We start from the raw sequence: 22,629 nt of genomic DNA, 5'->3' as shown, positions 1-22,629 counted from the left end.
GGTTAATGATGGCAAGGTGGAATTGGTCAATTTTTTTTGTTTAAAAAAATAGCAATCTATTTTGGCTATACGCAAATAACTTCAACTCTAACATAAGTGTTAAATCAGAGGGCGAGAGGTTATTTGGGTATATTCTTTTGGGAGGGTGTGTATGTTTCAGTTTATGACTGCAACAAGGATTATATTTGGTGAAGGTGCACTTCAATCTTCATTATCCGTTATTAACCAATTTGGCTACAGTGTTTTGCTGGTCACTGGGCAGGATACCCAACGAGCCGCCCCCATTATCCAATATCTTAAAGCTCAAAATATGCGTTACCAGCACGTAGCTATCGTTGGTGAACCATACATCACGATGGTAGAAGAGACCGCAGTGCTCGGTAGAAAATTCCAACCTGATATGGTGGTTGCGATAGGTGGTGGCAGCGTCATCGATATGGGCAAAGCCTTAGCTGCCATTATTCCCAATCAAGGCAATGTTTACGATTACGTAGAAGTGGTAGGAAGAAGCGTCCCTTTAAAAGCAAAGCCTCTTCATTTTATTGCGATTCCTACGACAGCAAGCACCGGTTCAGAAGTGACCAGAAATGCTGTGCTGAAATCTGGACAAGATAAAGTGAAAGTGAGTCTTCGAAGCCCTGATATGCTCGCAGACGTTGCCATTGTAGACCCGACACTTACTTACGGGACCGACCAATACACATCTGGACGTGGCGCAATGGATGCGTTCACTCATTTAATGGAAGCGTATGTGTGTGGTGAGCCAAACCCTCTTACTGATATGGTCTGCGAAGAGGGGCTACGCCGTTTAAGCCGTTCAGTGATTGCCGCTTGTAAGCAAGATAATCATAAGGCGCGCTCTGATTTATCGTTCGCTGCATTGCTTGGTGGTATGGCGATTACTAATGCCAAATTAGGTGCCGCTCATGGGTTAGCATCGGCGTTAGGAGGCAAGTTAGACGCCCCCCATAGCGTTATTACGGCTCGCTTAGCTCCGCACGTGATGCAGGAGAACATTAACGCCGCTAAACTCGCGGGTAGGAATGATGTGATAAGTCGTTATCGCAAGCTGGCCCAATTAGTCACCGAGCGAGTAAACGCTAACGAACACGATGGAATTCTTTGGGTCAATATGGTGCTAGATAAGTTAGCGTTACCGCTACTGGCTCAATTTGGAGTATGCGAAACCTCTTTTGAGCAAGTGGCGAACGATGCGCTTAAATCAATGGCAATCAAAGGGAATCCTTTACCCCTGAATCAGGAACGTTTGATTTACATATTGCAGCAAGTCTGTGATTGTAGCGGAGAGTGCGCAGCTGAGAGTGCACAACATGTCAGTTCTGTTGAAGTACTGGAATCAAGAACGGACTTATCGAGTGTCAACGACTTAGGGTGATTGCTCCCTTAGCAGCATTAAAACAAAAGGGGAGCCTTGAGCTCCCCTAGATAAAGTATTGACTAAGCTTTAGTGCTTAGTACTGGCTTAGTTTGTCATAGCGACTGTCTTTCAACGCATCTTTTACGCGTTTTAGGTTCTCACGGAAACCTGTACCACGGCGAAGAGTGAAGCCAGTTGCTAGCACATCAATCACTGTCATTTGTACAACTCGGCTTGCCATTGGCATGTAAACGTCGGTATCTTCTGGAATATCGAGCGTGATGGCCAGCGAGCTTGCCTTTTCTAGAGGAGAATCCTTCGCTGTAATCGCAATAACCGTTGCGCCATTTTCACGAGCAAGGTTCGCTATTTCTACCTGACTCTTTGTTCGACCGGTATGAGAAATAAGAACCACAACATCATTATCACTGCAGTTGATACAACTCATGCGCTGCATAACAATATCTTCAAAACAAGTAATTGGAATATTAAAGCGAATAAACTTGTTTTGTGCGTCTCGGGCAACAGAAGATGATGCACCAAGGCCAAAGAATGAAATGCGCTTCGCTTGCGTTAGCAAATCGACCGCACGGTTCACTTGCATTGGATCTAGGCTATTTTTCGCGACATCTAAACACGCCATCGTCGATTCGAAAATCTTATGGGTGTACGCGTCTGGGCCATCGTCTTCTTCCACATTACGGTTAACGTAAGGGGTGCCGTTGGCTAGGCTCTGTGCCAAGTGAAGCTTAAAATCTGGAAAGCCCTTGGTGTCCAGACGACGACAGAAGCGGTTTACAGTGGGCTCACTAACGTCGGCCATTTTAGCCAGCGTTGCAATGCTTGAATGAATTGCAGTTTGTGGAGACGCCATAATTACTTCCGCAACTTTGCGCTCTGACTTACTGAAATTCTCCAGGTTTTTTTGAATTTTTTCTAATGTATTCATAGTGTTCACGAGGGTATAGAGAACAACTCGCTGGCTCTGCTAACGAAAGGAAACACGAAGATTCCGGAGTAGAGTGGGGCGTTAACGAAAACAACCAGCGCCATAGAATCAGTATAAACCTGATCTTCAATCAGTCTAAACCAATAACGGGTACTATTTAGTGAGAATTTGACAGGCCTCAAACAAAATGTTGTAAAAACTACAGAATTGGATGTGTAAACGAAGTTTTGTTGCGCTAGTCGCACGATAATGATGTTTGAGTTACATCAAAACGAAAAAAAATTTCAAATTGATGTAACTCGATCTGGCCGTTAAGACGATTGAATATCAACAACCAGCTGTTGAATTCTTTTCATCAAATTTGGTGCTTGCTTGGCGATTTCGCGTTGTTCATCAAGCACTGAGCTCAAAATTTCTTTTGTGGTCAGTGGATTTGCCAAAACCACTCGAAACACTATCGTATTCATGCGTTGCCATTGGTCTGGGTTCAGTCTTGTACGTGAAACGAACGATTTGCCCGTTTCGCGCTGACGCTTTTGAATAAACTGTGTTAACTCATTGATCAGCTCATTCAGTTGTTCTTTTTGTGAGCCTTCTGCTTGTGCTAATGCTTCACGGATGAATGGCGGCAAATAACGGTATGTGAGCAGACAAAGCTCTGGTTCAGAAACTAACTCGAAATCATCTTGCTGTTTGATTAAATCCGCAAAGTATCGAGCTTTTTCAATGCTTTGGTCAATCAGAAGCTCGTAACCTGGGCGACTTATGATGTGCATTGCGGCGTAGACCAACATCGCCATGCCCGAACGTGAGCCTTCTAGTGTATGGCTGCCTAGGTCTTTTGAACCTTTGCGCAATATATATTGAGCGTGATGCTCTATGGATTTCATTGCGTCAGGGTCTTTGAACAGAACCATACCAGCGCCCATCGGGATGTAGAGCTGCTTGTGCGCATCAATAGTTACTGAGTCTGCCATTTCCACACCTTTAAGAAGGTGACGGTGATGGTTAGACATAAGTGTTGCGCCACCCCATGCGGCATCCACATGGAAGTGACAGCTGTGAGCTTGGCAGACTTCAGCGATTTCAGGCAATGGATCAACATTACCTGTCTCTGTTGTGCCAGCCACACCAATAACAGCAATAGGCTTGATGTTTTGTTTTTCGAGCTCAACAATTTTCGCTTTCAGGTCGTCGATAACAATGCGGTTGTTGGTATCGGTTTTAACCGCAACCAAACCCTCCTGGCCTAGCCCTAATACATCGGCTGCTTTCTTAAGGGAGTAGTGACCACGCTCAGACACTAGCACCGCTAAGCCATCATAGCCATAGTGCTTCATGGCTTTAAAAAGGCCTTCCTTTTCCACGCCTTTAAATGAGCCATTGGCTCTTAACGCTTTGTTACGTGCTACCCAAAGCGCAGTGATATTGGCAATGGTGCCGCCGGAACAAAATGCGCCTAATGAGTGGTTTGCACTGTGCATCCACTGATTGTAAAACGTATCATTCTGACCATATATCAAGCGATGCAGCATACCCAAAACTTGACGCTCAAGTGGCGTAAAGGCTTTGGAAGTCTCTATTTTTACCAGGTTTTGGTTTAAGGCGATCATGATCTTTGACAGTGGCATCAAGAAATAAGGCAGTGCCGATGTCATATGACCAATGAAGCTTGGTGAAGATGTGTGAACTGAGTGCGACACCAAAGTGTCGAGTAAGTGCTCTGTATGATCTGACACGAACTCTGGCTGCTCAGGAATCTGAGCAGAAGAAAAGTCTTTTTCGATTTCGCGTAAAGGCTTTTCTTCTGCCACGATGTGTTCACGAAGAAATTGATTTAGATTTCGCGAGAGGCTCTCGTCAATTTTAGTTAACGTTGAGTCCGGACCTTCTGGGACAGTGAAGATCTTTAGCAAGCTCTCAAAGCTAACATCAGCGGTTTTTTGTTCCTTAACCATAGCAAAGAATCTTTGTAGTTATTTTGGTAATGCGAGCGGCACAATCTAAACTAAAACGGGCGCAAAGTCCCGTTTTAATTGTTGAAACCCAAGTTGTAGAAATGAAAATTTTAGGTGAAGGTTACGATATTCACATTAAAAAATTCTAGATTGAGTACGTTAAAACATTCTAGTGTTTTCGAATGCTAATCAACGACTAATGCGAGCAATCTTAGTCACATTTCTGCTTTTCAATCTTTTCTATTGACTGATTGTACTTATTAAGTGCGGTATCAATTTGTTGGGGATGACTAAGCAGATCAGCGAATGCTGAACGAAGTTCGTAGTTTTTTGGGTGGTTAGTTGATTGACGGTCGCTAAATGTCTGTTTTGCAACTTCACCTAACTTATCGCTTCGGGTCGCTAACTGCTTAACGTCATGTTGCTCTAGTTTTAACCATGCTTCGATTGGCTGTTCCGTCGCAACGCGGCTAGGGTCGTTCTCTAGAAAGTAGTGAACCGCTTCGCGGTTTAATTCAAAGTGATGTTTACGTCCATCCAAGAACCATTGACTAACTTCTTTCAGATCTGGATATTGGGTAACCGTCAAATCAACAAGATCTTGATACCACTGTAGTGAGGCATCGACGTAGCCATCGTATTTGCTAGCAAGACATTGTTGATCTGCGGCAATCGTAAAAGTTGAGCTTGTAGCGAGGAGCGCTGCAACGACAAAGCGTTTCATTCTTCTTCCTTCTGGTTGTTATCCCTTTATTAACGCAATGCACATCAGTTGATGTTTATCCCTTCTTTCTATTTGGTCGTGACAAATCGTTGGGCTGAATGACGAAAAGAAAGAGGGGTCTTGCCAAAAAATATTGACCACTTTGACGTTAACTGGGTATTTAAATTTTTGCCGTATTGTAATGGATGTTAAAGCGAAAACCTGAGATCTAGCTAGCAAGTGATACAAAGAAAAGCATCATAACTGGTACCAATAAACTCAAAATAAAGCCGCTAACGATAGCAACAGGAACACAACGCACACCACCGGTGGTTTGAATAACGGGTAGGGTGAAGTCCATTGCTGTTGCACCGGCATAACCAATTGCGGTGCACGGATAGCTACGAATAAAGAGAGGAATGGCAACCAGTGCGACTAGCTCTCTCATCAATTCAATCAAGAACGACGCGCCACCAAATACCGGACCAAAAGCGTCACCCATTAAAATACCTGCGAGTGAATACCAGCCAAAACCTGAAGCCATTGCGAGTGCTTGATAAAGAGGAAGATCCAAAAGCACCGCTGCAAGAACGCCACCAAGCATACATGTTGCGATGACAACAGCCGCAATGGCCATTCCTTGTTTATTTAATAGGATTTGACGCAGAGTAAGTCCACTATTGCGCAGCTGAATACCAATAAAAAATAGAAGTAGAAAGAGTATCCATTCGCTTGCTGTATCTACCCAACTTAAATCAATGGGTAACAGCAGGCCAACCACTAACCCTCCGCCAACGACCACGATAAGCTTAACTGACTCTAAAGCCATCGAAGATAACGGTAGCTTCTTTTGATTCTGATTGGTCTGGAGTGGAATAATTTTATCAATAATAGGCAGAGCCAACAGGTTGCAGGCACTTAGACACAAAAAAAACGTACTCGCATAGAGGAGAATACTTTGTAAGTTGCTGCTTAAATTATCGAGCGCCGCCAAACTAAGACCCATCAACGACAAAATGACGTAAATAAGGTAGGACGTTGACTGATTGATCTTCTCCAATAACGAAGATCGAGATATAGGAATTAGATACCCCACCACAAGCGGAGCGAAAATAAATAGCATCCCTGAAAACATAAAGCTCAATGATTCCTTTTTGAGATAACATCAACACGCATAAATCAAATTATCTATCGGTTGAAATTAAAGACATTTCACCACACACAGCTCAGCCTTGAGCGAATCGTTTTATCACGGATAAGGTATTATCAGAAAGCGATAAATTACAAACCGCTAGCATTGAGTACAGCTCGGATTTGATCATTGAAGTCAGTATCACTCATGTTACTAAGTTCATACAAGACTTCTGCACCAGTTAAGTTGAATTCAACTTCATGTTCGTCAATGCGTTCATCGTGATTGCGGAACATCAATAAATGATGCGCAATTCTAGCGATGTCGAGATAACTCACTTCTGGTCGCGTTAATTCGTATTTTTCGTTTGAGGATACTTCTCTGAAGTCGTTGTCAAACCCCCAACGCTCAAGTACCAGTTTACTTGTGGCAGAACAACGTGTTTGGAAGATCTGCAATGCAATATCTGGGTCTAAGTAATTGCCCCTATCTAAGTACAAGTGGTACTCATTAATTAGGCAAAATAACCCAATATCGGCTAATAGACCGACCAATAACGCCTTTTCTTGCTCTAGATGGCCGTAAGTGCCTGGCTCGTGGCTACGAAACGATTGAACCAACATCACCATGACGGCACCGAGCTCACGCGATATCGCGGCACTCTTCACCAAGATAGCATTGCATTCTTTAGTGAGATTAACTGAGTGTTTAAGTTGCTCAATCGCTTGTGCGGTAACAATATCACGTACACGAAGTATTCCGAGACGAGATACCGCGGTAGTTAAGTCGTTGCAGGTGATATTTCTGCGATTGAAAATCACAGAGTTAGCGACTCGTAAAACGACCGCTGCTAATCCGGGATCTTCCAATAAACAGTTAGCAACATCGGCAATCGTGGTGTGTTCTTCGACACATAACTGCTGAATTTTAAGCACGACATCAGGAATAGGAGGTAACGAAATCTTACCCGTGGAGATGGACTGTTCTACCAGCTGAGCAAACTCGGATTCCAGTGCGTTTATAAGCTTATCTTTATTATTTGGCAGCCAAAAAAATGATAAATGTTCCATTGTGACGCTGTACTTGAGATCTTTCGTACAGTGTACCCTTACAGCGTATTCTTTATCAATTAAATGCGTATTATGTGCCCGTAATTGCCAGCGAGATCATAATGATGGCGCGTTTTAGGCATGCTATGCGTCAAAAAAATATCACCACACGAACAATAAGTGTGAAACTAATCACGTATGCAGAATTTATACTTTTTTATATGTGACCTATGTCCTAACTTATTTTTCAACGTTAAGTATGATTAAGCAAGTTGGTGAGCACAACTCACAAAAATATCGCCAACAAATCGACATTTATAATTCGCTATAAGCTGCTGTTTATCTGGTGACATCGCTAATCGGGGTAATTTATTCAGATTAAAGAGGTCAATGGACATGACAGACCAAGCTTTTTTTAAATATGTACGCACCTTCAGTGAGTACCAAAAACGTTCTATGTTCGGTGGTATTGGTTTATTCACCGATGATGCTATGTTTGCGCTTGTCAGCAATGATTGCTGCTACTTACGTGGTGGTAATGGGCTAGATGAAGTGTTTACTCAACTGAGCTGTGAGAAGTATAAGCACGTCAAAAAACAGACGACGGCAACCGTAAATTATTATGATGTAACCGATTTATTCGAATCCGGATATGTAGGGCTTGATGAACTGGTACAGAAATCAATTGAATACTCAATTAAGGAACGGAAATATCAAAAGTCCTCTGCCAGTAGACGCTTAAGAGACTTACCCAACATGCAACTAACCCTTGAACGTATGGTCAAGAAAGCCGGTGTTGATGACGTAGAAACCTTTTTAGAACTTGGACCTGTAAAAGTCTTCAACAAAGTTAAAACGGCTTACGGTAATGATGTTGATGTAAAGCTACTGTGGAAATTTGCTGGTGCAACTGATGGCGTACATTGGAAACTGATCCAAGAGCCGCGTAAAAAACAGTTATTGGCACTGTGTGACTAAGCGAAGCTGATCGCACAATGATTGACTCGTTTCGATGGAGTTAGCGGGTCGTAAAGGCAAGTGTGAAAAGCGGAAAAAGGACGTTGAAGTTTTTTACCACTTCATTGAGTTAGTCATTAAATTAGACAAAAAACCGAGGCAGAGACCTCGGTTTTTGTTTTTTTAATTTGCTCTTTTCTTACAGCACAAATCTTAAAACTTAAAACGCGTAGTGAACATTACCTGATCACCGTAAAAATCGTTGATACGTGCTTCAGCACCCAAAGAGAAAAGCTCTGTTGAGTGGAATCGAGCGTAGGCAGAGCCAGTCCAATCGTCATCGTTATCGATAGAAACGTAGCCGACTTTGCCGCCTACTTCTAATTGAGGGCCCAACCATTGGCGAACACCTAAGTTAAGCTCCATACCAACATCTGTGCTGCTCTCATTCGAAGGTTGCACAACGCGCATTAGCATTTCACCAGTAAGATCTGCCCAGTTGTTTAGCGGAGAATGGAAGCCAAAGCCTGCAGCTGAGTCAAAATCACTTTCAAACTCAGAGTCAATACGAGCAATAACATGCGCGTTCGGGTGAATTGATTTGCTGAATCCAGCACCAAATGTCACAGGACTTGCGCCAATACGTGCTTCGAAATAGTCGTAGCTAAAGTTGCTCATAGTTGCTGGCGCATTGCGATCGTTTGCAGCTAGGGCATGGCTTGATGCCACTAGTAAGGCAGCGGCTAATAGTGTTTTACGCATAACTAACGATAAACCTTGTTCATTATTTCCATGGATTCAAGCAACCACTTGAACCGTAATCTGATTTGTCCGACATCATAATAAAAAGGAAGGTCCACGACCAACAAAAATGTGTCGATGTTTTGTCAATTAACTTAATAGTTCCTTGGTTTAAGCAAAAACTACGCCATATACGTAGTGTCCGAGAATTTCACTCGGACAAGTAACGATGTTTTTCTAACCTCGTTCTACTATGCGAGGTAAGGTGGTTCAATGACCATCGTTGAGTTCAAGTTAGAATTAAACACTTTATTACTCGCCAAAGCTTGCTCTTCTATCTGCCATGGCGTTGAGGATTGCCTCAGAATCAAGGATTTGAGTCCAGGATAGCAGGTTATCATCATTCTCAATAACAAACGCGGTAAGCTGAGACACGATTGCTTTTCTCAATGCTTCACCTTTCCAAGGTTTGGCAATGTAATAATCGAGACTCGCGTTATTTACGGCTTCTACGGTGTCTTCCAAACCAGCTTGTCCTGTGAGTAAAACTTTGCGCGCTGCTTTTGTGTCACCATTTTGACTGAGTTCGATTAAGAAGCTGATCCCAGTTTGTTCCGGCATAATGTGGTCACATAAAATGAGCGCAAGCTGAACTTCTTCTTCCGCCATCTCCTCAATCACTTGCCGAGCTTCAGTCACCGATTCCGCTCCTTCGACGACAAAGTTCTCCTCGAAGGGAGCAAGATCTTGGAGCACGCTATCCAAGACTTCTCGTTCGTCATCGACACATAAAATTAGATACTTGGTCATGTTTCATCTCCTTCTTCGATGACTGGTAACCAGACGGTCATTCGTGTGAACTGGCCGATCTCTGATTCGACGTCAATCCACCCTCTGTGTGCTGTTACGATTTGCTGGCAGATGGACAGCCCGATGCCTAAGCCAAAGTTACCTTCTTTTTTTGTGGTGAAGTTTAGCTCGAAAATGGCGTCTCTTTGCGACTCAGGAATGCCACATCCATTATCTTCAAATGAGATAACGGCATAATTTGTGTGTTCTTTTTCTACAAGGCGTGTTTGTATGTTTAACACCCCTTTTTCTGGAAATGCGTCAATGGCGTTAGAGACCAAATTCGTCCACACCTGTTGGAGTGCGATCGGTTGACAAAGGATGGAAGGCAAGTTTGCATAGTCGGTTGAAACTTGGTGCATTTTTAATTTGTTCTCGAAAATCACCAAAGTGTCTTCAATACCCTCATGAATATCGGCATAGTGCAGGGTCTCATCATCTGACCGAGCATATCCTTTCAGGCTTTTTACCATATCAGCAATTCGTGCTGCACAGACATTAATTGAGCGAAGTGTAGAACCTGCTTTGTGGTATTGCTCTAGTGTATTGAGAGCATGATAAGACGCTTGCTGCTTTCTCGTTAGTTGGGTAAGTAGCTCTTGATCGGACTCTAATCCAAGGCTCACCACTTTTTTTGCCAATGCTCGGTCTGGAAGAGTATGGCTAAGCGCTTTTACGCGTGATCTGAGCTCGGCGGTTGAAGCGGGTTTTGAGGTTTGCGCTTTGTTCAGTAATTCAATGCCTTTGGTTTGTATATCGGAACTGGGCGCATCGTTAAGTAATCGTTCTAGTGTATGCGTTAAATTCTCTACGCCCCTTAATATCGCGGCTACTGGATTGTTTAGTTCGTGGGCCACTCCCGCAACCAATTGACCAAGCATCGCCATTTTTTCTCTTTCAATGAGCTGCTGGTGGGCTGATTCTAAAGATTCGAGCGTTTTTTGAAGTTGCAGTTTGGTGTTGATGCTTCTTTGCAATCGGCGGTTGAAGTGGCGTAAGAGCAAGTTTGTAAAAAGAGGCAGTAAGTTTGAGTCGTTTTGCATCACTTTATTGAATACGTTGCGATCGAGTTTGATAACTTCTGTTTTGGTTAGTGTTAGAGCTGTCGAGAAAGAACATTCCCCAGTAACAAACGACATGCCTCCGACAATATTCCCTTTGTTATGGCGTACAACCTCTCGCTGCATGCCTTGCTCATCGCGCTTGTACAGAGCCACTTCACCTTCGGTGATAAACCACAAAAAGCAATTTGGCTCGCCTTCCACGGTTAATAAGTGTTCAGGTGAGTATGTACGGCACGCTCTTGTTTCGTCATTATCTTTGAAAAATTGCTGGAGAGCGGAGATCACTTGCTCGGCTAACTCAGCATCAGACATCGAGTGGTAGTCGTGTAAGAATCCGGCTTGATAATGGCTCATCTGGTTATTGATGTGCGCTCGCAACAAGCTGTGATGATCCAATATCTGACTGTAACTTAGCAGGTCTTCTTTGCCATTTCGCAAGATAAATTGGGTCAGCTCTTTTTGCACTGTGTTAAATAAGACGTGATCTGGCAAAGGTTTAGTGAGGCAGTGGTCGAGCCTGCCCTCATTAACGGCAGTGAGAATTGCCTCTATATCAGACGAGCAGCTAATAAGAATTTTTCTTGCTTGCTCGGTATGTGGCATCCGGTCTAAACCAATAAGAAAATCCACGCCGTTAAAATGAGCGTGATGGCTCGCTATAACTAAAGCAACAGTCTGTTCTCTTTCTTCTAGATACTCTAAAGCGCTTTGAGCCTCTTCTATCGATTCGACAGAAAAAATATCAAACTTACTTGAGAAGGCAGACAGCTCCAATCGAAACTGTTCAGCACTGATTGGGTTGTTGTCGAGACACAACACAGCATAACGATTCACAGATGTTTTAGCTCCGGTTAAAACTTCGCCACGCAAACTTTAACAATAAAAGGAGATGATGAGTGGGAGCCAAGTATGATTCCTGATTAATGGACTAGAATAAGCATCAATAGTCTGATTTGTCTCAATGTTTTCTCCGCAGGTGGTTTGGGGTAGACTGACCGAAAATATCTAATAAGTGACGTTATGCAAAATCTTAAAAAAATCGGCGCCATTGGTGGTGCTATCTCATTAGCGCTGTGTTGGCCATTGGCTGTCGGACAAATTGGTCAGTCCATCATTGAAGATGGTATTACCAATATGAATGATGAAATGATTAAAGGCGAAGTGGTCGAGTATCAGCGTGGCTATTTGTCTTCAGTCGTGCTGACTCGTTATTCAGTTGTTGATCCTGAGCTTAAAACGCAGTTAGAGCGTGATGGTATGCCAACGACGTTTGACGTAACCAGTGATGTTAGCCACGGTCTAACAAGCCTAACAGCAGATTCAAAATTGGTGGACAATGACTTTTTGCCTCTCACGATGCATAGCCAGACTCAACTAAATGGCAATACAGCATTTATCCTCGACCTAGACAGTTGGCATTATCGTAACGAAGCGCAAGGTGTTTCTGTTTCTACAAGCCCTGCAAAAGTAACAGGTGATGTGACGGTATTGGGTGATCTCAATTACCAAGTTTCCGTTCCTTCTGTTCAAGTGGATTTTGAAAACGGTGAAGAGCTTCATCTGAATGCATTGACAGGGCAAGGTAAAGGAAAGCAAGCAAAAGGCTATTGGCTGGGTGAGCAATCTTTTTCTCTAGAGAAGCTGGATGTGGTTGATGCGAACTTGACGCCTGTCTTTTTGATTGAAAATGCGAGCTACCGTGGTAACACTACGATGAGTGAGTCTGGTGATAAGCTGAACAGTCAATTAAACCTAGATGCTAAGAAACTACGTTTAACTGATGGGACGGATGTCGATAACTTTAAGTTGGATTTCTCAATTGCAGATGTGGATAGCCAGTCTTTTGATCAAATTATGTCTATCTATCAAAGCTCTCCTATGCTAGATGAACAGGAAATTGCGAATTTATTGCCGCATGTCGATACGCTGTTTAGCAAAGGTTTTGATTTATCCGTGAACGAGCTTTCACTCGCGTTCGGTGACGGCAAGTTCCACAATGAGTGGCAACTATCCATCCCTGAAGGTACTGAGCATGTTTCTCAAGATCCAATGAAGTTGGTGACGGCCACTACTGGTGAACTTAGCACTTACTTCTCTGATGAATTAGTAACGCATTACCCATTTATTCAAGAAGGGATTGATGAGCTCCTTATTATGGAGTTGATCGAAAAAGTAGAGGGCGGTTATCAATTAAAAGCAGAAATTGGTGAAGGCAAATTGAAGTTCGAAAATGGGCATGAGTTCCCATTGGTGGCTCTACTTATGCCTGCTTTGATGCAACAACAGTAATTCGTGTTGTTGCGAATTTGTTCCAATTCAACGCTTAGTCTTTAAAAAGAGGTCGTAAGACCTCTTTTCTTGTTTTTATCACTGCGAAAACGTGATATTAATTTCGTAATATTTACATAGCAGGAGCAATGAGCATCATGGAACAAAATACGGACAACGTATTTAACTTCAGTGCAGGGCCAGCAGGTCTGCCTAAAGCAGTTATGCAGCAAGCACAACAGGAACTAATCGATTGGCAAGGCCTTGGTACTTCGGTCATGGAAATCAGCCACCGAAGCAAAGAGTTCATCAAAGTTGCAGAAGAAGCCGAGCAGGATTTACGTGATCTTCTGAATATTCCGGACAACTATAAAGTACTGTTCTGCCAAGGTGGTGCTCGTGCTCAGTTTGCTGCTGTTCCTCTAAACTTACTTGGTGATGCCGATACGGCAACTTACATCGATGGTGGTTATTGGGCTGAAAGCGCGGTAGCTGAAGCGAAAAAATACTGCGAACCAGACGTGTTTGATGCAAAAACAGAAATCAACGGGAAAGTCGCGGTTCTACCTGCAAGTGAATGGAAAATTGCTCCAGAAGCGGCTTACGTTCACTTCTGTCCAAATGAGACCATTGATGGTATTGAGATTAACGATCTTCCTATCACCGACAAACCGATTGTTGCTGACATGTCTTCGACAATTCTTTCTCGTGAAATTGATGTGTCGAAATACGGTGTGATTTACGCGGGCGCTCAGAAAAATATTGGTCCTTCCGGCATTGCTATTGCTATCGTGCGCGATGATTTATTAGGTATGGCGAAGCAGGTACTACCAAGTATTTTGGATTACACTGTTTTGGCAGAAAAAGAATCAATGTTCAACACGCCACCAACCTTTGCATGGTACCTGTCTGGTCTTGTTTTCAAATGGCTGAAGGCACAGGGCGGAGTAAAAGCGATTGAGCAAGTGAACCGCGCTAAAGCCGCGCTACTGTATGATTACATCGATCAGTCTGATTTCTACCGTAATGGCGTGCACTCAGCAAACCGTTCTTTGATGAACGTGCCATTTCAACTTGCTAAGCCTGAACTGGATGCAACCTTCCTTGAGCTAGCAGACTCTAAAGGGCTGAAAGCGCTAAAAGGTCACCGAGCAGTTGGTGGTATGCGAGCATCCATTTATAACGCAATGCCGCTTGAAGGCGTTCAAGCATTAGTAGACTTCATGCAAGAGTTTGAGAAAAACTACGCGTAAGCTCAAACTGATAACTGATATTTGTTCTCCAAAGCGTCGCTATTGCGGCGCTTTTGTTTATCTCAACTCACATCATTCCAGGAAGGTAAAATGACCAAGGCAAATATTGAAGCGCTGACTAAGCAGTTCCCACTCTTGGCAGCACTTATTGATCTTGAAGAGGTTTGTTGGTTTAACCCCCATATCACTTCCTTGGAGGAAGGCTTACCTCATGTCGGGTTAGATGAAAAAGATATTCAAGCGGCGAGTGAACGGCTAGCACGATTTGCGCCTTATTTGATGAAAGCGTTTCCCGAAACGGAAACGTCGCGTGGCGTTATTGAGTCCGCAGTGGTGGATATTCCCAATATGAAAGTGCGTTTGGAGCAGCAATACGACACACCAATATTGGGCCATTTAATGCTCAAAAAAGACAGTCATTTGCCAATTTCTGGTTCGATCAAAGCGAGAGGTGGTATTTATGAAGTGCTCACTCATGCAGAAAAGTTGGCGTTTGAAGCCGGCTTGCTCTGTGAAAGCGATGATTACAGCAAATTGTTCAGCAATGAGTTTCGGCAGTTTTTTAAGCAGTACAGTATTGCAGTTGGCTCAACCGGCAATCTTGGTATGTCCATCGGCATCATGAGTGCGAAGCTGGGTTTTTCAGTTTCAGTCCACATGTCTGCGGATGCGCGGGAATGGAAGAAAAATAAGCTCCGGTCACATGGTGTTAATGTCGTAGAGCACCAGGAAGATTATGGTATTGCTGTCGCGCAAGGTCGTAAAGAGGCAGAAAAAGATCCCAACTGTTTCTTTATCGATGATGAAAACTCACGGACGCTGTTTCTAGGTTACTCTGTTGCGGGTGAGCGTCTTAAGCAGCAATTTGATGACTTGGGAATCGTGGTTGATGAGCATCATCCATTGTTTGTTTATCTTCCTTGTGGTGTTGGCGGTGGACCTGGTGGGGTGGCATTTGGCTTGAAGGTAGCATTTGGCGAGCATGTCCACTGTATTTTCGCAGAGCCAACGCACTCACCGTGCATGCTGTTGGGCGTACATACAGGCTTGCATGACGATATTTCGGTACAAGATTTGGGTATCGATAACATCACCGCCGCTGATGGTTTGGCAGTCGGGCGTGCCTCTGGATTTGTCGGAAGAGCGATGGAAAGGCTACTTGATGGTTTTTACACCATTGATGACGCTCGTATGTATCACCACTTGGGTGAGTTAAGTGAACTGGAAGGTATTAATCTAGGGCCTTCTGCATTAGCCGGTATGATTGGTGCTGTGCACGTCTCGAATAACCATGCTTATCAGTCTCGAATGAAATTTGACGAAGAAAAACTCAAAAACGCAACACATCTTGTTTGGGCAACAGGTGGGGGCATGGTTCCGGAAGATGAAATGGCGGCTTATCTCAAAAAATCTGGTCGGTAAATCAGCACTGTATACGTGCTTAATTAGGTAACTAATAATACAGAAATAACAAAAGGGCTCATCGTTTGATGAGCCCTTTTCGTCACTGAAAATCGAATCATAGAGATTGTAATAGCTGGTAGTAACGACCTTTTTGAGCGAGTAGCGTTGGATGGTCGCCTTGTTCGATGATCTCACCTTGTTCCATCAAACAGATGCTATCCATGCTTTCTAGCTCTATCAGTCGGTGTGTAATGAATACTACTGTCTTATTAGCAAAGTGTTCATTGAAAAGCGCCATCACTGTTTGTTCCGTACGCTTATCGAGGCCTTCAGTCGGCTCATCTAAGAGTAGGATTGGGGCATCACGTAGCAATGCTCGAGCAATACCGATTCGGCGTTTCTCACCACCAGATAACTGACGGCCGCCGTCGCCTAACCAAGCGTCTAACCCCGGCTCTTCCAGAAGTCCGCCAAGCTCGACTTTTTGTAAAATAGTAGACAGTTGCTCATCACTTGCATCCGGAGCGGCCATGAGTAAGTTGTCACGTAGTGTCCCGTTTAGTACATCTACGCGTTGACTGACCACAGTCATTGCTGCTCGCAGGCCCGACTCGCTCCAATCTTGCAGTTTTGTACCACCGATTCGAACTTCACCTTGGTTAACATCCCAGTAGCGGCAAAGAAGCTGAATCAGTGTTGATTTACCTGAACCTGTTTGACCTACAATTGCAGTTTTAGTGCCCAACGGTAGTGAGAGTGACAAGTCTTTCAGTACCTTTTGCTGACCGTCAGGGTAAGTAAAATCTATGTTGTCGAATTCAATGTCTAACGTTGTGTCTTTATGTTTCGACTGCTCAGGGAAGACAACGTCAGGTTCAGCCAAAATTACTTCATTTAAACGACGAGCAGAGGTCAACGTTTGACCGAGATACTGGAATGCGCCCGCGATAGGCATCAGAATCTCAAAGCTCGCCATGGTTGCAAACGCAAACAGCGCAATCCAAGGATCAGGAGCACGACCACCTACGCCGTCTGCAGCAAACCAAAGCATCACAACCAGTGTAATGCCGTTCACCAGCATAAGCAGGCCTGAAGCCATGCCCGTTAAATTCGCGTTCACAAATTGGTTAGACAGCAGCTGCTTCTGCTTCTCTAGAATGAGATTACGATAACGTTCTTCTGCTCCAAAGATACTCAGTTCGCTGTAGCCTTGAAGCCAGTCCAGTGTCGCCACTCGCAATTGCGCTTTATGATGAGTGAGATTCTCGCCATTGTTTTTACCCAGTTTATAGAACAGCACTGGCCATACAAACAACATGACGGTAAGAATCGAGCCAAGCAGCAGGGCGAGATGCCAATCAAAGAAAGCCAGGACAGCCGTTAAACTCAATATGCCAAAAATACCAATCACGACAGGGCTGATAAGTCGAAGGTAAACGTGATCCATCGCATCTACGTCCGCTACTAGGCGGTTGAGCAGATCGGCATCACGCATCGTAGAAACACGACCCGGAATCAGTGGTGCAAGTTTCTTAAAGAAGAAGATACGTAGATCGGTAAGCAGCTTGAACGTTGCATTGTGGCTAACGACACGTTCTCCCCATCGACCTGCGGTTCGAGCCATTGCAGCGCCGCGTACCCCGGCACCTGGTAACATGTAGTTGAAGGTCTCACGAGCAACCGTCAAGCCTGCCACCGCTGCGGCTGAAATAAACCAACCTGATAGCGTTAATAAGCCAATAGACGCCGCTAAGGTCAGAAATGCCAGTAGCATACCTAGCGAAAGACCAAACCAGTGTTTCTTATAGAGTTTTAGATAAGGGAGTAAATCACGCATCTAAGTTCCCCTTGTCTGTTTCACGTTGTGCGAGGTTCGCTTCCAACATGTCTTTAAATAAGCCATCTTCTGTCGACAGTGTGGCGTAATCACCACGTTGAACAATCTGGCCGTCCTGCATAACAAGAATTTGCGATACGTTTTGTAAAGGTGCAAGTTGGTGAGTAATCATCAAATTTGTTGTGGCATGCGCATACTTGTTAATGCCTTCCATCACGAGTTTTTCACTGCGAGCATCTAAGCTTGCGGTTGGTTCATCTAATAACCAAAAACGACCATTTTGTAGCATGGCGCGAGCCAGTGCTAAACGCTGCGCTTGGCCGACAGATAAACCACCAGAACGATCAGATATCGGATAATCCAACCCATGCATTTCAACAAATTCAGCAGCGTGAGAGTCATTCAACACAGAATGTACGTCTGCATCCTGAATATTGTGCTTACCTAGTGTGATGTTATCTCGAATGCTACCGTGTAATAGCATCGGGTTTTGACCAATCCAGCTTACTGCCTCTCGCCATGTGGCTAGATCCAGTTGCGACAATTCACAACCATTAATCTTCAAGCTACCTTGATAAGGCATGAAACCGAGGATGGTGTTTACCAAGCTTGTTTTACCTGCGCCACTTGGTCCAACTAAAGCCGTACTTTTGTTGGCTTCAAGAGAGAAGGATAGGGGACCTGCGAGCTGCTTACCTTCCGGACTAAAAATGGTTAACTGGTTCGCTTCAATATGGATAGGGCTGTTTTTATCTAACGCTTGGGTACCATCTTTGATTTGATCGACTTCCAAATCCAGAAACTCGACAATGCTTTCTGCTGCCCCAACCGCTTGCTGTTTCGCATGATAGAACGTGCCCAAATCACGTAATGGCTGATAAAACTCTGGAGCAAGAATCAGAATGAACAAACCAGCAAAGAGCGTAACACCTGCGCCGTAGTAGCCGAAGTCCAGCTCCCCGATATAACTAAAGCCAAAGTAGACAGCGGTAATTGCGATAGAAATGGAAGTGAAAAACTCTAACACCGCAGAAGACAGAAACGCGATTTTCAGAACGTCCATGGTACGAGTACGAAAGACTTCTGAAGCACCCTTTAGCGTCTCAGTTTCAGATTTTGTTCTATCGAATAAGCGAATGGTTGTCATTGCTTGCAAGCGGTCATAAAAGTGACCCGACAAACGCTGCATCGCTTTAAAGTTTTTACGGTTTGCTTCTGCGGCTTTCATCCCAACCAGTGCCATGAAAATAGGCACTAGTGGTGCAGTGACCAGGAAGATCAAGCCTGCTGCCCAGTTTACTGGGAATACGACAACCAAAATGATGAAAGGCACTAGTACCGATAATGACATTTGAGGCAAGTAGCGTGAGAAGAAATCTTGCATATCTTCTACCTGCTCTAAGATGAGCGTTGCCCAAGTGCCAGCAGGTTTGCCTTTGATGTAAGCTGGCCCAAGTTTATGAACTTTATCTAAAATGAGTTGGCGAATATAAACTCGAATTTGCTCCCCGCAACGGTAACCGGCAAGCTCTCGACCCCAGGTACAAGCAGCTCGACCGATAACCGTGCCACCGAGCCCAACAAAATGCCAAATGAGCTCGGCTTTGTCGACTTGGTCAATGATTAACTGGTGCAGAATGGAGGCGAGCAGGGCTGCTTGAGCCAATAAAAACACGCTTGAAAGTACGCCTAGGCCTATCGCAATCATAAGCCAGCGCTTGGCTAACTTACTTTGTTGCTTCAGCCACTTATTCAAGCTGCTTTGCTTTTTCTTATCCATCGTGAAGGCTTAATGATAATTGTTTTAATGAGGCGGTAGTATACAAAAGAAAACCCAGCGGGAATACCGCTGGGCTTTAAGGATATGACACAAATGTGAAAAGTTATTTGTCACCAAGTGAGTCTAAGAAACGTTCAGCATCTAATGCAGCCATACAACCTGTACCTGCAGAGGTGATCGCTTGACGGTAGTTGTGGTCCATTACGTCGCCAGCTGCAAATACACCTTCGATACTAGTTTGTGTTGCGTTGCCTTCAAGACCTGATTGAACGATGATGTAGCCATCTTTCATGTCTACTTGGCCTTCAAAGATTTGTGTGTTTGGCTGGTGACCAATTGCGATGAATGCACCCATTACATCGATATCTTCTGTCGCACCGCTGTTCACGTCTTTAATGCGGACGCCCGTTACGCCCATATCGTCACCCAGTACTTCATCGAGAGTGCGATCGGTATGAAGAACGATATTACCGCTTTCAACTTTATCCATCAGACGTTTCACAAGGATCTTCTCTGCGCGGAATGAATCGCGGCGGTGGATCAGGTGAACTTCTGACGCAATGTTAGATAGGTATAGCGCTTCTTCAACAGCCGTGTTACCACCGCCCACAACTGCAACTTTCTGATTACGGTAGAAGAAACCGTCACAGGTTGCACAAGCAGAAACGCCGCGACCTTTAAATGCTTCTTCAGACTCAAGGCCAAGGTATTTTGCTGATGCGCCGGTAGATATGATTAAGGCATCACAAGTGTACTCACCTGAGTCGCCTTTTAAACGAAATGGGCGTTGTGATAGCTCTACTTCATTGATGTGATCAAATACGATTTCAGTTTCAAAACGCTCGGCGTGTTCTTTCATGCGATCCATCAATGCTGGACCTGTCAGTCCCTCAGCATCGCCTGGCCAGTTTTCAACTTCAGTTGTGGTGGTTAGCTGACCACCTTGTTGCATTCCCGTCACAAGCACAGGGTTTAAGTTTGCACGCGCTGCGTAGACGGCAGCTGTGTATCCTGCAGGACCAGAACCAAGAATTAATAATTTACAGTGTTTTACGTCGCTCATTATGGCTCCAAAAAGGGCGTAACATTTCCCTCGATTGTATGGAAATTCTTAGTGCTTTAAAAGCATAAACAACGATTGTGATCGAATAATTGGTTATAGATTAGAACCCACTAAATATTGATTGAGAACGTTGACTTCTAGCATAAAATTCTATTCGTAGTAGAGAAGTCTAGTTTCAAATATTGTCAAAGCGTAAAACTGAAACATGGCTCTGTTTTTGTGGTTTGGTTTGGTTTGTTATGTTGTTTTCGTCGTTTTGTTGAAGCTATCAACGTTAAAAGCTGGTAATTGCAGAATATTTGCGTAACCTAGTGTGTAAATTAAATGTTAATTAATGTGCCTCATTAAAGGAGCAAATGATGTTACATTCACGTGAGAATACTCTACATTTAACACAGCTCAGCATGGCAGCAATTGAGCAGCTTTCCCCATCGTTTGAAGAACTGCCTCGTACCGAACATGCAGATGGTCAGTATCGACTACGACGTTATTCTGTGGTTGGCTTTGATAACGGCAAAGTCATCGACTTAAATAAAAATAGCTTTGTTCAATCCTCTGATATCAACCGATTTCAAGGTGATGTAGTAAGACAATTCGAGCCAATTGAGAAGGATATTCTTACCAGCGATGGATTTCGAGAAATGTGTGAATTGTTTGTCAATGCGAATCATCTGCCAAACGGTCAAGAAATAGAAATTCACCAAATCCGTATCAGGGCACTGGAAGAAGAAACCCAAGTAGCACCTGAAGGTGTGCACCAAGACGGTTTTGATCATATTGCAATGGTTGGTGTGGGACGCCATAACATCATCGGTGGCGACATCATGCTGTACAGCAGCCATAACCAAGCCCCATTTTTCCGTAAAGTGCTAGAAACCGGAGAGGTCGCAATCTTGGCTGATAGCAAGCTGTGGCATAACGCGTGCCCAATCCGCTCTGTTATTGATGACGAAGCGGGCCATATGGATGTATTTGTACTTACTGCTACGGATAAGCGTAATGAACTTCAATCTTAATCAGATCAGAGAGCAATTTCCGGCGTTGGCTCAATACCACAACGACAAGCCCGTGACGTTTTTTGATGGTCCAGGTGGCTCACAAGTGCCTCAACCAGTACTAGACAGCATGGTTGGGTATTTAGGTCGTTTCAACGCTAACTTAGGCGGGCATTATTTTTCTAGCCAAGTGACCGTTGACGTAATGCAAAATGCGCGTGAGTCGGCTCAGGCTCTACTTAATGCCCCTTCATCTGGCAATATTGTCTTCGGTGCCAATATGACCTCACTAACCTTTCAGCTTAGTCGCGCGATTAGTCGAGATTGGCAAGCAGGAGATGAGATCATTGTCTCCGCTTTGGATCACTATTCAAATGTATCCAGCTGGCAGCAAGCGGCAGAAGATAAAGGCGTTACGGTTCATCAAGTTCGTATCAACGAAGAAGATTGTACGCTTGATATGGAGCATTTAAGCCGCCTTCTTTCTGATAAAACGCGCCTTGTCGCTGTGACTTATGCATCGAACACGACGGGTTCTATTGTGGATGTACAGCAAGTAGTCAGCATGGCGCACAATGTTGGGGCACAAGTTTATGTGGATGCCGTCCATTATGCGCCTCATCATTTGGTTGATGTTCAAGCGTTAGGTTGTGACTTTTTAGCTTGCTCAGCTTACAAGTTTTTCGGACCGCACGTTGGTATCGCTTACATAGCCGATCAGTGGCTCCACAGTATTCGCCCTTACAAAGTCGAGCCTGCCACTAATATAGGCCCTGGTCGATTTGAAACAGGAACGCAAAGTTTTGAAGGTCTTGCTGGTGTCGTTTCTGCGGTTGAGTACCTGGCTCAATTTGGTGAAGTCGGTTTACCTCTTCGCCAACGATTGGAGCAAAGCTACCAACTGTATGAACAACATGAGCAGCGCTTGAGTGAGCGTTTCTTACAGCGTTTGAATGCATTAGATGGTGTCAATCTATTCGGTATCGCAAAGGAAGATAGCCAACTCCGCACGCCAACTTTTGCGCTAACGTTTGACCGATATTCTCCAGAGTTCATCGCGAAAACACTGGGTGAACATAACATTTGTGTATGGAATGGTCACTTTTATGCGTTGGGCTTAGTTCGTCAACTTGGTTTAGAAGAATCGGGTGGTGTAGTGCGAATTGGTTGTATGCATTACAACACAATAGAAGAAGTCGATATGTTATTCGATGTGCTAGAAAGCATCCTTGACGCATAACTAACGATT

General features: G+C 44.2%; 18 protein-coding genes. 7 read left to right on the top strand and 11 right to left on the bottom strand.

The features are described 5' to 3' along the window. Positions 1 to 151: 151 nt before the first annotated feature. Positions 152 to 1,396 (top strand): iron-containing alcohol dehydrogenase, encoded by a 1,245-nt coding sequence (locus tag R7O13_RS09890; RefSeq protein ID WP_170890567.1) that lies wholly within the window; start codon positions 152 to 154, stop codon positions 1,394 to 1,396. A gap of 76 nt (positions 1,397 to 1,472) precedes the next feature. Here the strand turns inward: R7O13_RS09890 and R7O13_RS09885 are convergent, their stop codons facing one another. The 5 genes from R7O13_RS09885 to R7O13_RS09865 form a co-directional block, all read right to left on the bottom strand. Further along, the gene (locus R7O13_RS09885; protein ID WP_005378021.1) at positions 1,473 to 2,327 is read right to left on the bottom strand and encodes a MurR/RpiR family transcriptional regulator; all 855 of its coding nucleotides are present in this window, start codon (positions 2,325 to 2,327) and stop codon (positions 1,473 to 1,475) included. A gap of 311 nt (positions 2,328 to 2,638) precedes the next feature. Beyond that, positions 2,639 to 4,285: a pyridoxal-dependent aspartate 1-decarboxylase PanP gene (panP, locus tag R7O13_RS09880; RefSeq protein WP_213876557.1), complete on the bottom strand. Its 1,647-nt coding sequence runs from the start codon at positions 4,283 to 4,285 to the stop codon at positions 2,639 to 2,641. 211 nt (positions 4,286 to 4,496) lie between these two features. Continuing rightward, entirely contained in the window at positions 4,497 to 5,009 is a 513-nt protein-coding gene (locus tag R7O13_RS09875) for a hypothetical protein (protein WP_025766848.1), read from the bottom strand. Between the two features lie 208 nt (positions 5,010 to 5,217). Next, positions 5,218 to 6,123, bottom strand: a complete 906-nt coding sequence (locus tag R7O13_RS09870) for a lysine exporter LysO family protein (RefSeq protein WP_005378011.1) — start codon at positions 6,121 to 6,123, stop codon at positions 5,218 to 5,220. Positions 6,124 to 6,269: 146 nt separating this feature from the next. Next, positions 6,270 to 7,190 (bottom strand): HDOD domain-containing protein, encoded by a 921-nt coding sequence (locus R7O13_RS09865; RefSeq protein WP_025766846.1) that lies wholly within the window; start codon positions 7,188 to 7,190, stop codon positions 6,270 to 6,272. Between the two features lie 369 nt (positions 7,191 to 7,559). On the opposite strand from R7O13_RS09865, the gene R7O13_RS09860 reads away from it, so the two are divergent. Further along, positions 7,560 to 8,147 carry a TfoX/Sxy family DNA transformation protein gene (locus tag R7O13_RS09860; RefSeq protein WP_005378007.1) on the top strand — a complete coding sequence of 196 codons (588 nt, stop codon included), beginning with the start codon at positions 7,560 to 7,562 and terminating at the stop codon, positions 8,145 to 8,147. Between the two features lie 192 nt (positions 8,148 to 8,339). Here R7O13_RS09860 and R7O13_RS09855 read toward each other — a convergent pair whose 3' ends face one another. The 3 genes from R7O13_RS09855 to R7O13_RS09845 all read right to left on the bottom strand — a co-directional run bounded on the left by R7O13_RS09855 (position 8,340) and on the right by R7O13_RS09845 (position 11,614). After that, positions 8,340 to 8,888 carry a hypothetical protein gene (locus tag R7O13_RS09855; protein WP_005378006.1) on the bottom strand — a complete coding sequence of 183 codons (549 nt, stop codon included), beginning with the start codon at positions 8,886 to 8,888 and terminating at the stop codon, positions 8,340 to 8,342. A gap of 291 nt (positions 8,889 to 9,179) precedes the next feature. Next, positions 9,180 to 9,677, bottom strand: a complete 498-nt coding sequence (locus R7O13_RS09850) for a response regulator (protein ID WP_017820839.1) — start codon at positions 9,675 to 9,677, stop codon at positions 9,180 to 9,182. After that, positions 9,674 to 11,614, bottom strand: coding sequence for an ATP-binding protein (locus R7O13_RS09845; protein WP_318303729.1), 1,941 nt, complete (start codon positions 11,612 to 11,614; stop codon positions 9,674 to 9,676). The genes R7O13_RS09850 and R7O13_RS09845 overlap by 4 nt, the downstream gene beginning before the upstream one ends. Before the next feature lie 186 nt (positions 11,615 to 11,800). On the opposite strand from R7O13_RS09845, the gene R7O13_RS09840 reads away from it, so the two are divergent. From R7O13_RS09840 to R7O13_RS09830, 3 genes are all read left to right on the top strand, one after another. Next, a complete protein-coding gene (locus tag R7O13_RS09840; RefSeq protein ID WP_318303727.1) occupies positions 11,801 to 13,069 on the top strand; it encodes a DUF945 family protein in 1,269 nt (422 codons plus the stop codon). A 137-nt stretch (positions 13,070 to 13,206) separates the two neighbouring features. Further along, positions 13,207 to 14,301 carry a 3-phosphoserine/phosphohydroxythreonine transaminase gene (gene serC / locus R7O13_RS09835; RefSeq protein WP_005378000.1) on the top strand — a complete coding sequence of 365 codons (1,095 nt, stop codon included), beginning with the start codon at positions 13,207 to 13,209 and terminating at the stop codon, positions 14,299 to 14,301. Between the two features lie 90 nt (positions 14,302 to 14,391). Next, on the top strand, positions 14,392 to 15,723 hold the full coding sequence (locus tag R7O13_RS09830; protein WP_318303724.1) for a D-serine ammonia-lyase: 1,332 nt from the start codon (positions 14,392 to 14,394) through the stop codon (positions 15,721 to 15,723). A 97-nt stretch (positions 15,724 to 15,820) separates the two neighbouring features. Here the strand turns inward: R7O13_RS09830 and cydC are convergent, their stop codons facing one another. The 3 genes from cydC to trxB all read right to left on the bottom strand — a co-directional run bounded on the left by cydC (position 15,821) and on the right by trxB (position 20,385). After that, the gene (cydC, locus tag R7O13_RS09825) at positions 15,821 to 17,542 is read right to left on the bottom strand and encodes a heme ABC transporter ATP-binding protein/permease CydC (protein ID WP_318303722.1); all 1,722 of its coding nucleotides are present in this window, start codon (positions 17,540 to 17,542) and stop codon (positions 15,821 to 15,823) included. Further along, on the bottom strand, positions 17,535 to 19,322 hold the full coding sequence (cydD, locus tag R7O13_RS09820; protein WP_318303720.1) for a heme ABC transporter permease/ATP-binding protein CydD: 1,788 nt from the start codon (positions 19,320 to 19,322) through the stop codon (positions 17,535 to 17,537). The genes cydC and cydD overlap by 8 nt, the downstream gene beginning before the upstream one ends. Positions 19,323 to 19,425: 103 nt before the next feature. Beyond that, the gene (gene trxB, locus R7O13_RS09815) at positions 19,426 to 20,385 is read right to left on the bottom strand and encodes a thioredoxin-disulfide reductase (RefSeq protein ID WP_005377991.1); all 960 of its coding nucleotides are present in this window, start codon (positions 20,383 to 20,385) and stop codon (positions 19,426 to 19,428) included. Positions 20,386 to 20,744: 359 nt separating this feature from the next. On the opposite strand from trxB, the gene R7O13_RS09810 reads away from it, so the two are divergent. Beyond that, entirely contained in the window at positions 20,745 to 21,401 is a 657-nt protein-coding gene (locus R7O13_RS09810) for a 2OG-Fe dioxygenase family protein (protein WP_005377989.1), read from the top strand. Continuing rightward, positions 21,385 to 22,620 carry a cysteine desulfurase-like protein gene (locus tag R7O13_RS09805; RefSeq protein ID WP_005377986.1) on the top strand — a complete coding sequence of 412 codons (1,236 nt, stop codon included), beginning with the start codon at positions 21,385 to 21,387 and terminating at the stop codon, positions 22,618 to 22,620. Before R7O13_RS09810 ends, R7O13_RS09805 begins: the two co-directional genes overlap by 17 nt. Positions 22,621 to 22,629: the final 9 nt, after the last annotated feature.

The organism is Vibrio sp. Y176 (genome assembly GCF_033438945.1).
Note: the sequence above shows the minus strand (reverse complement) of the source record. Positions and strands in the feature narration are given on the sequence as shown.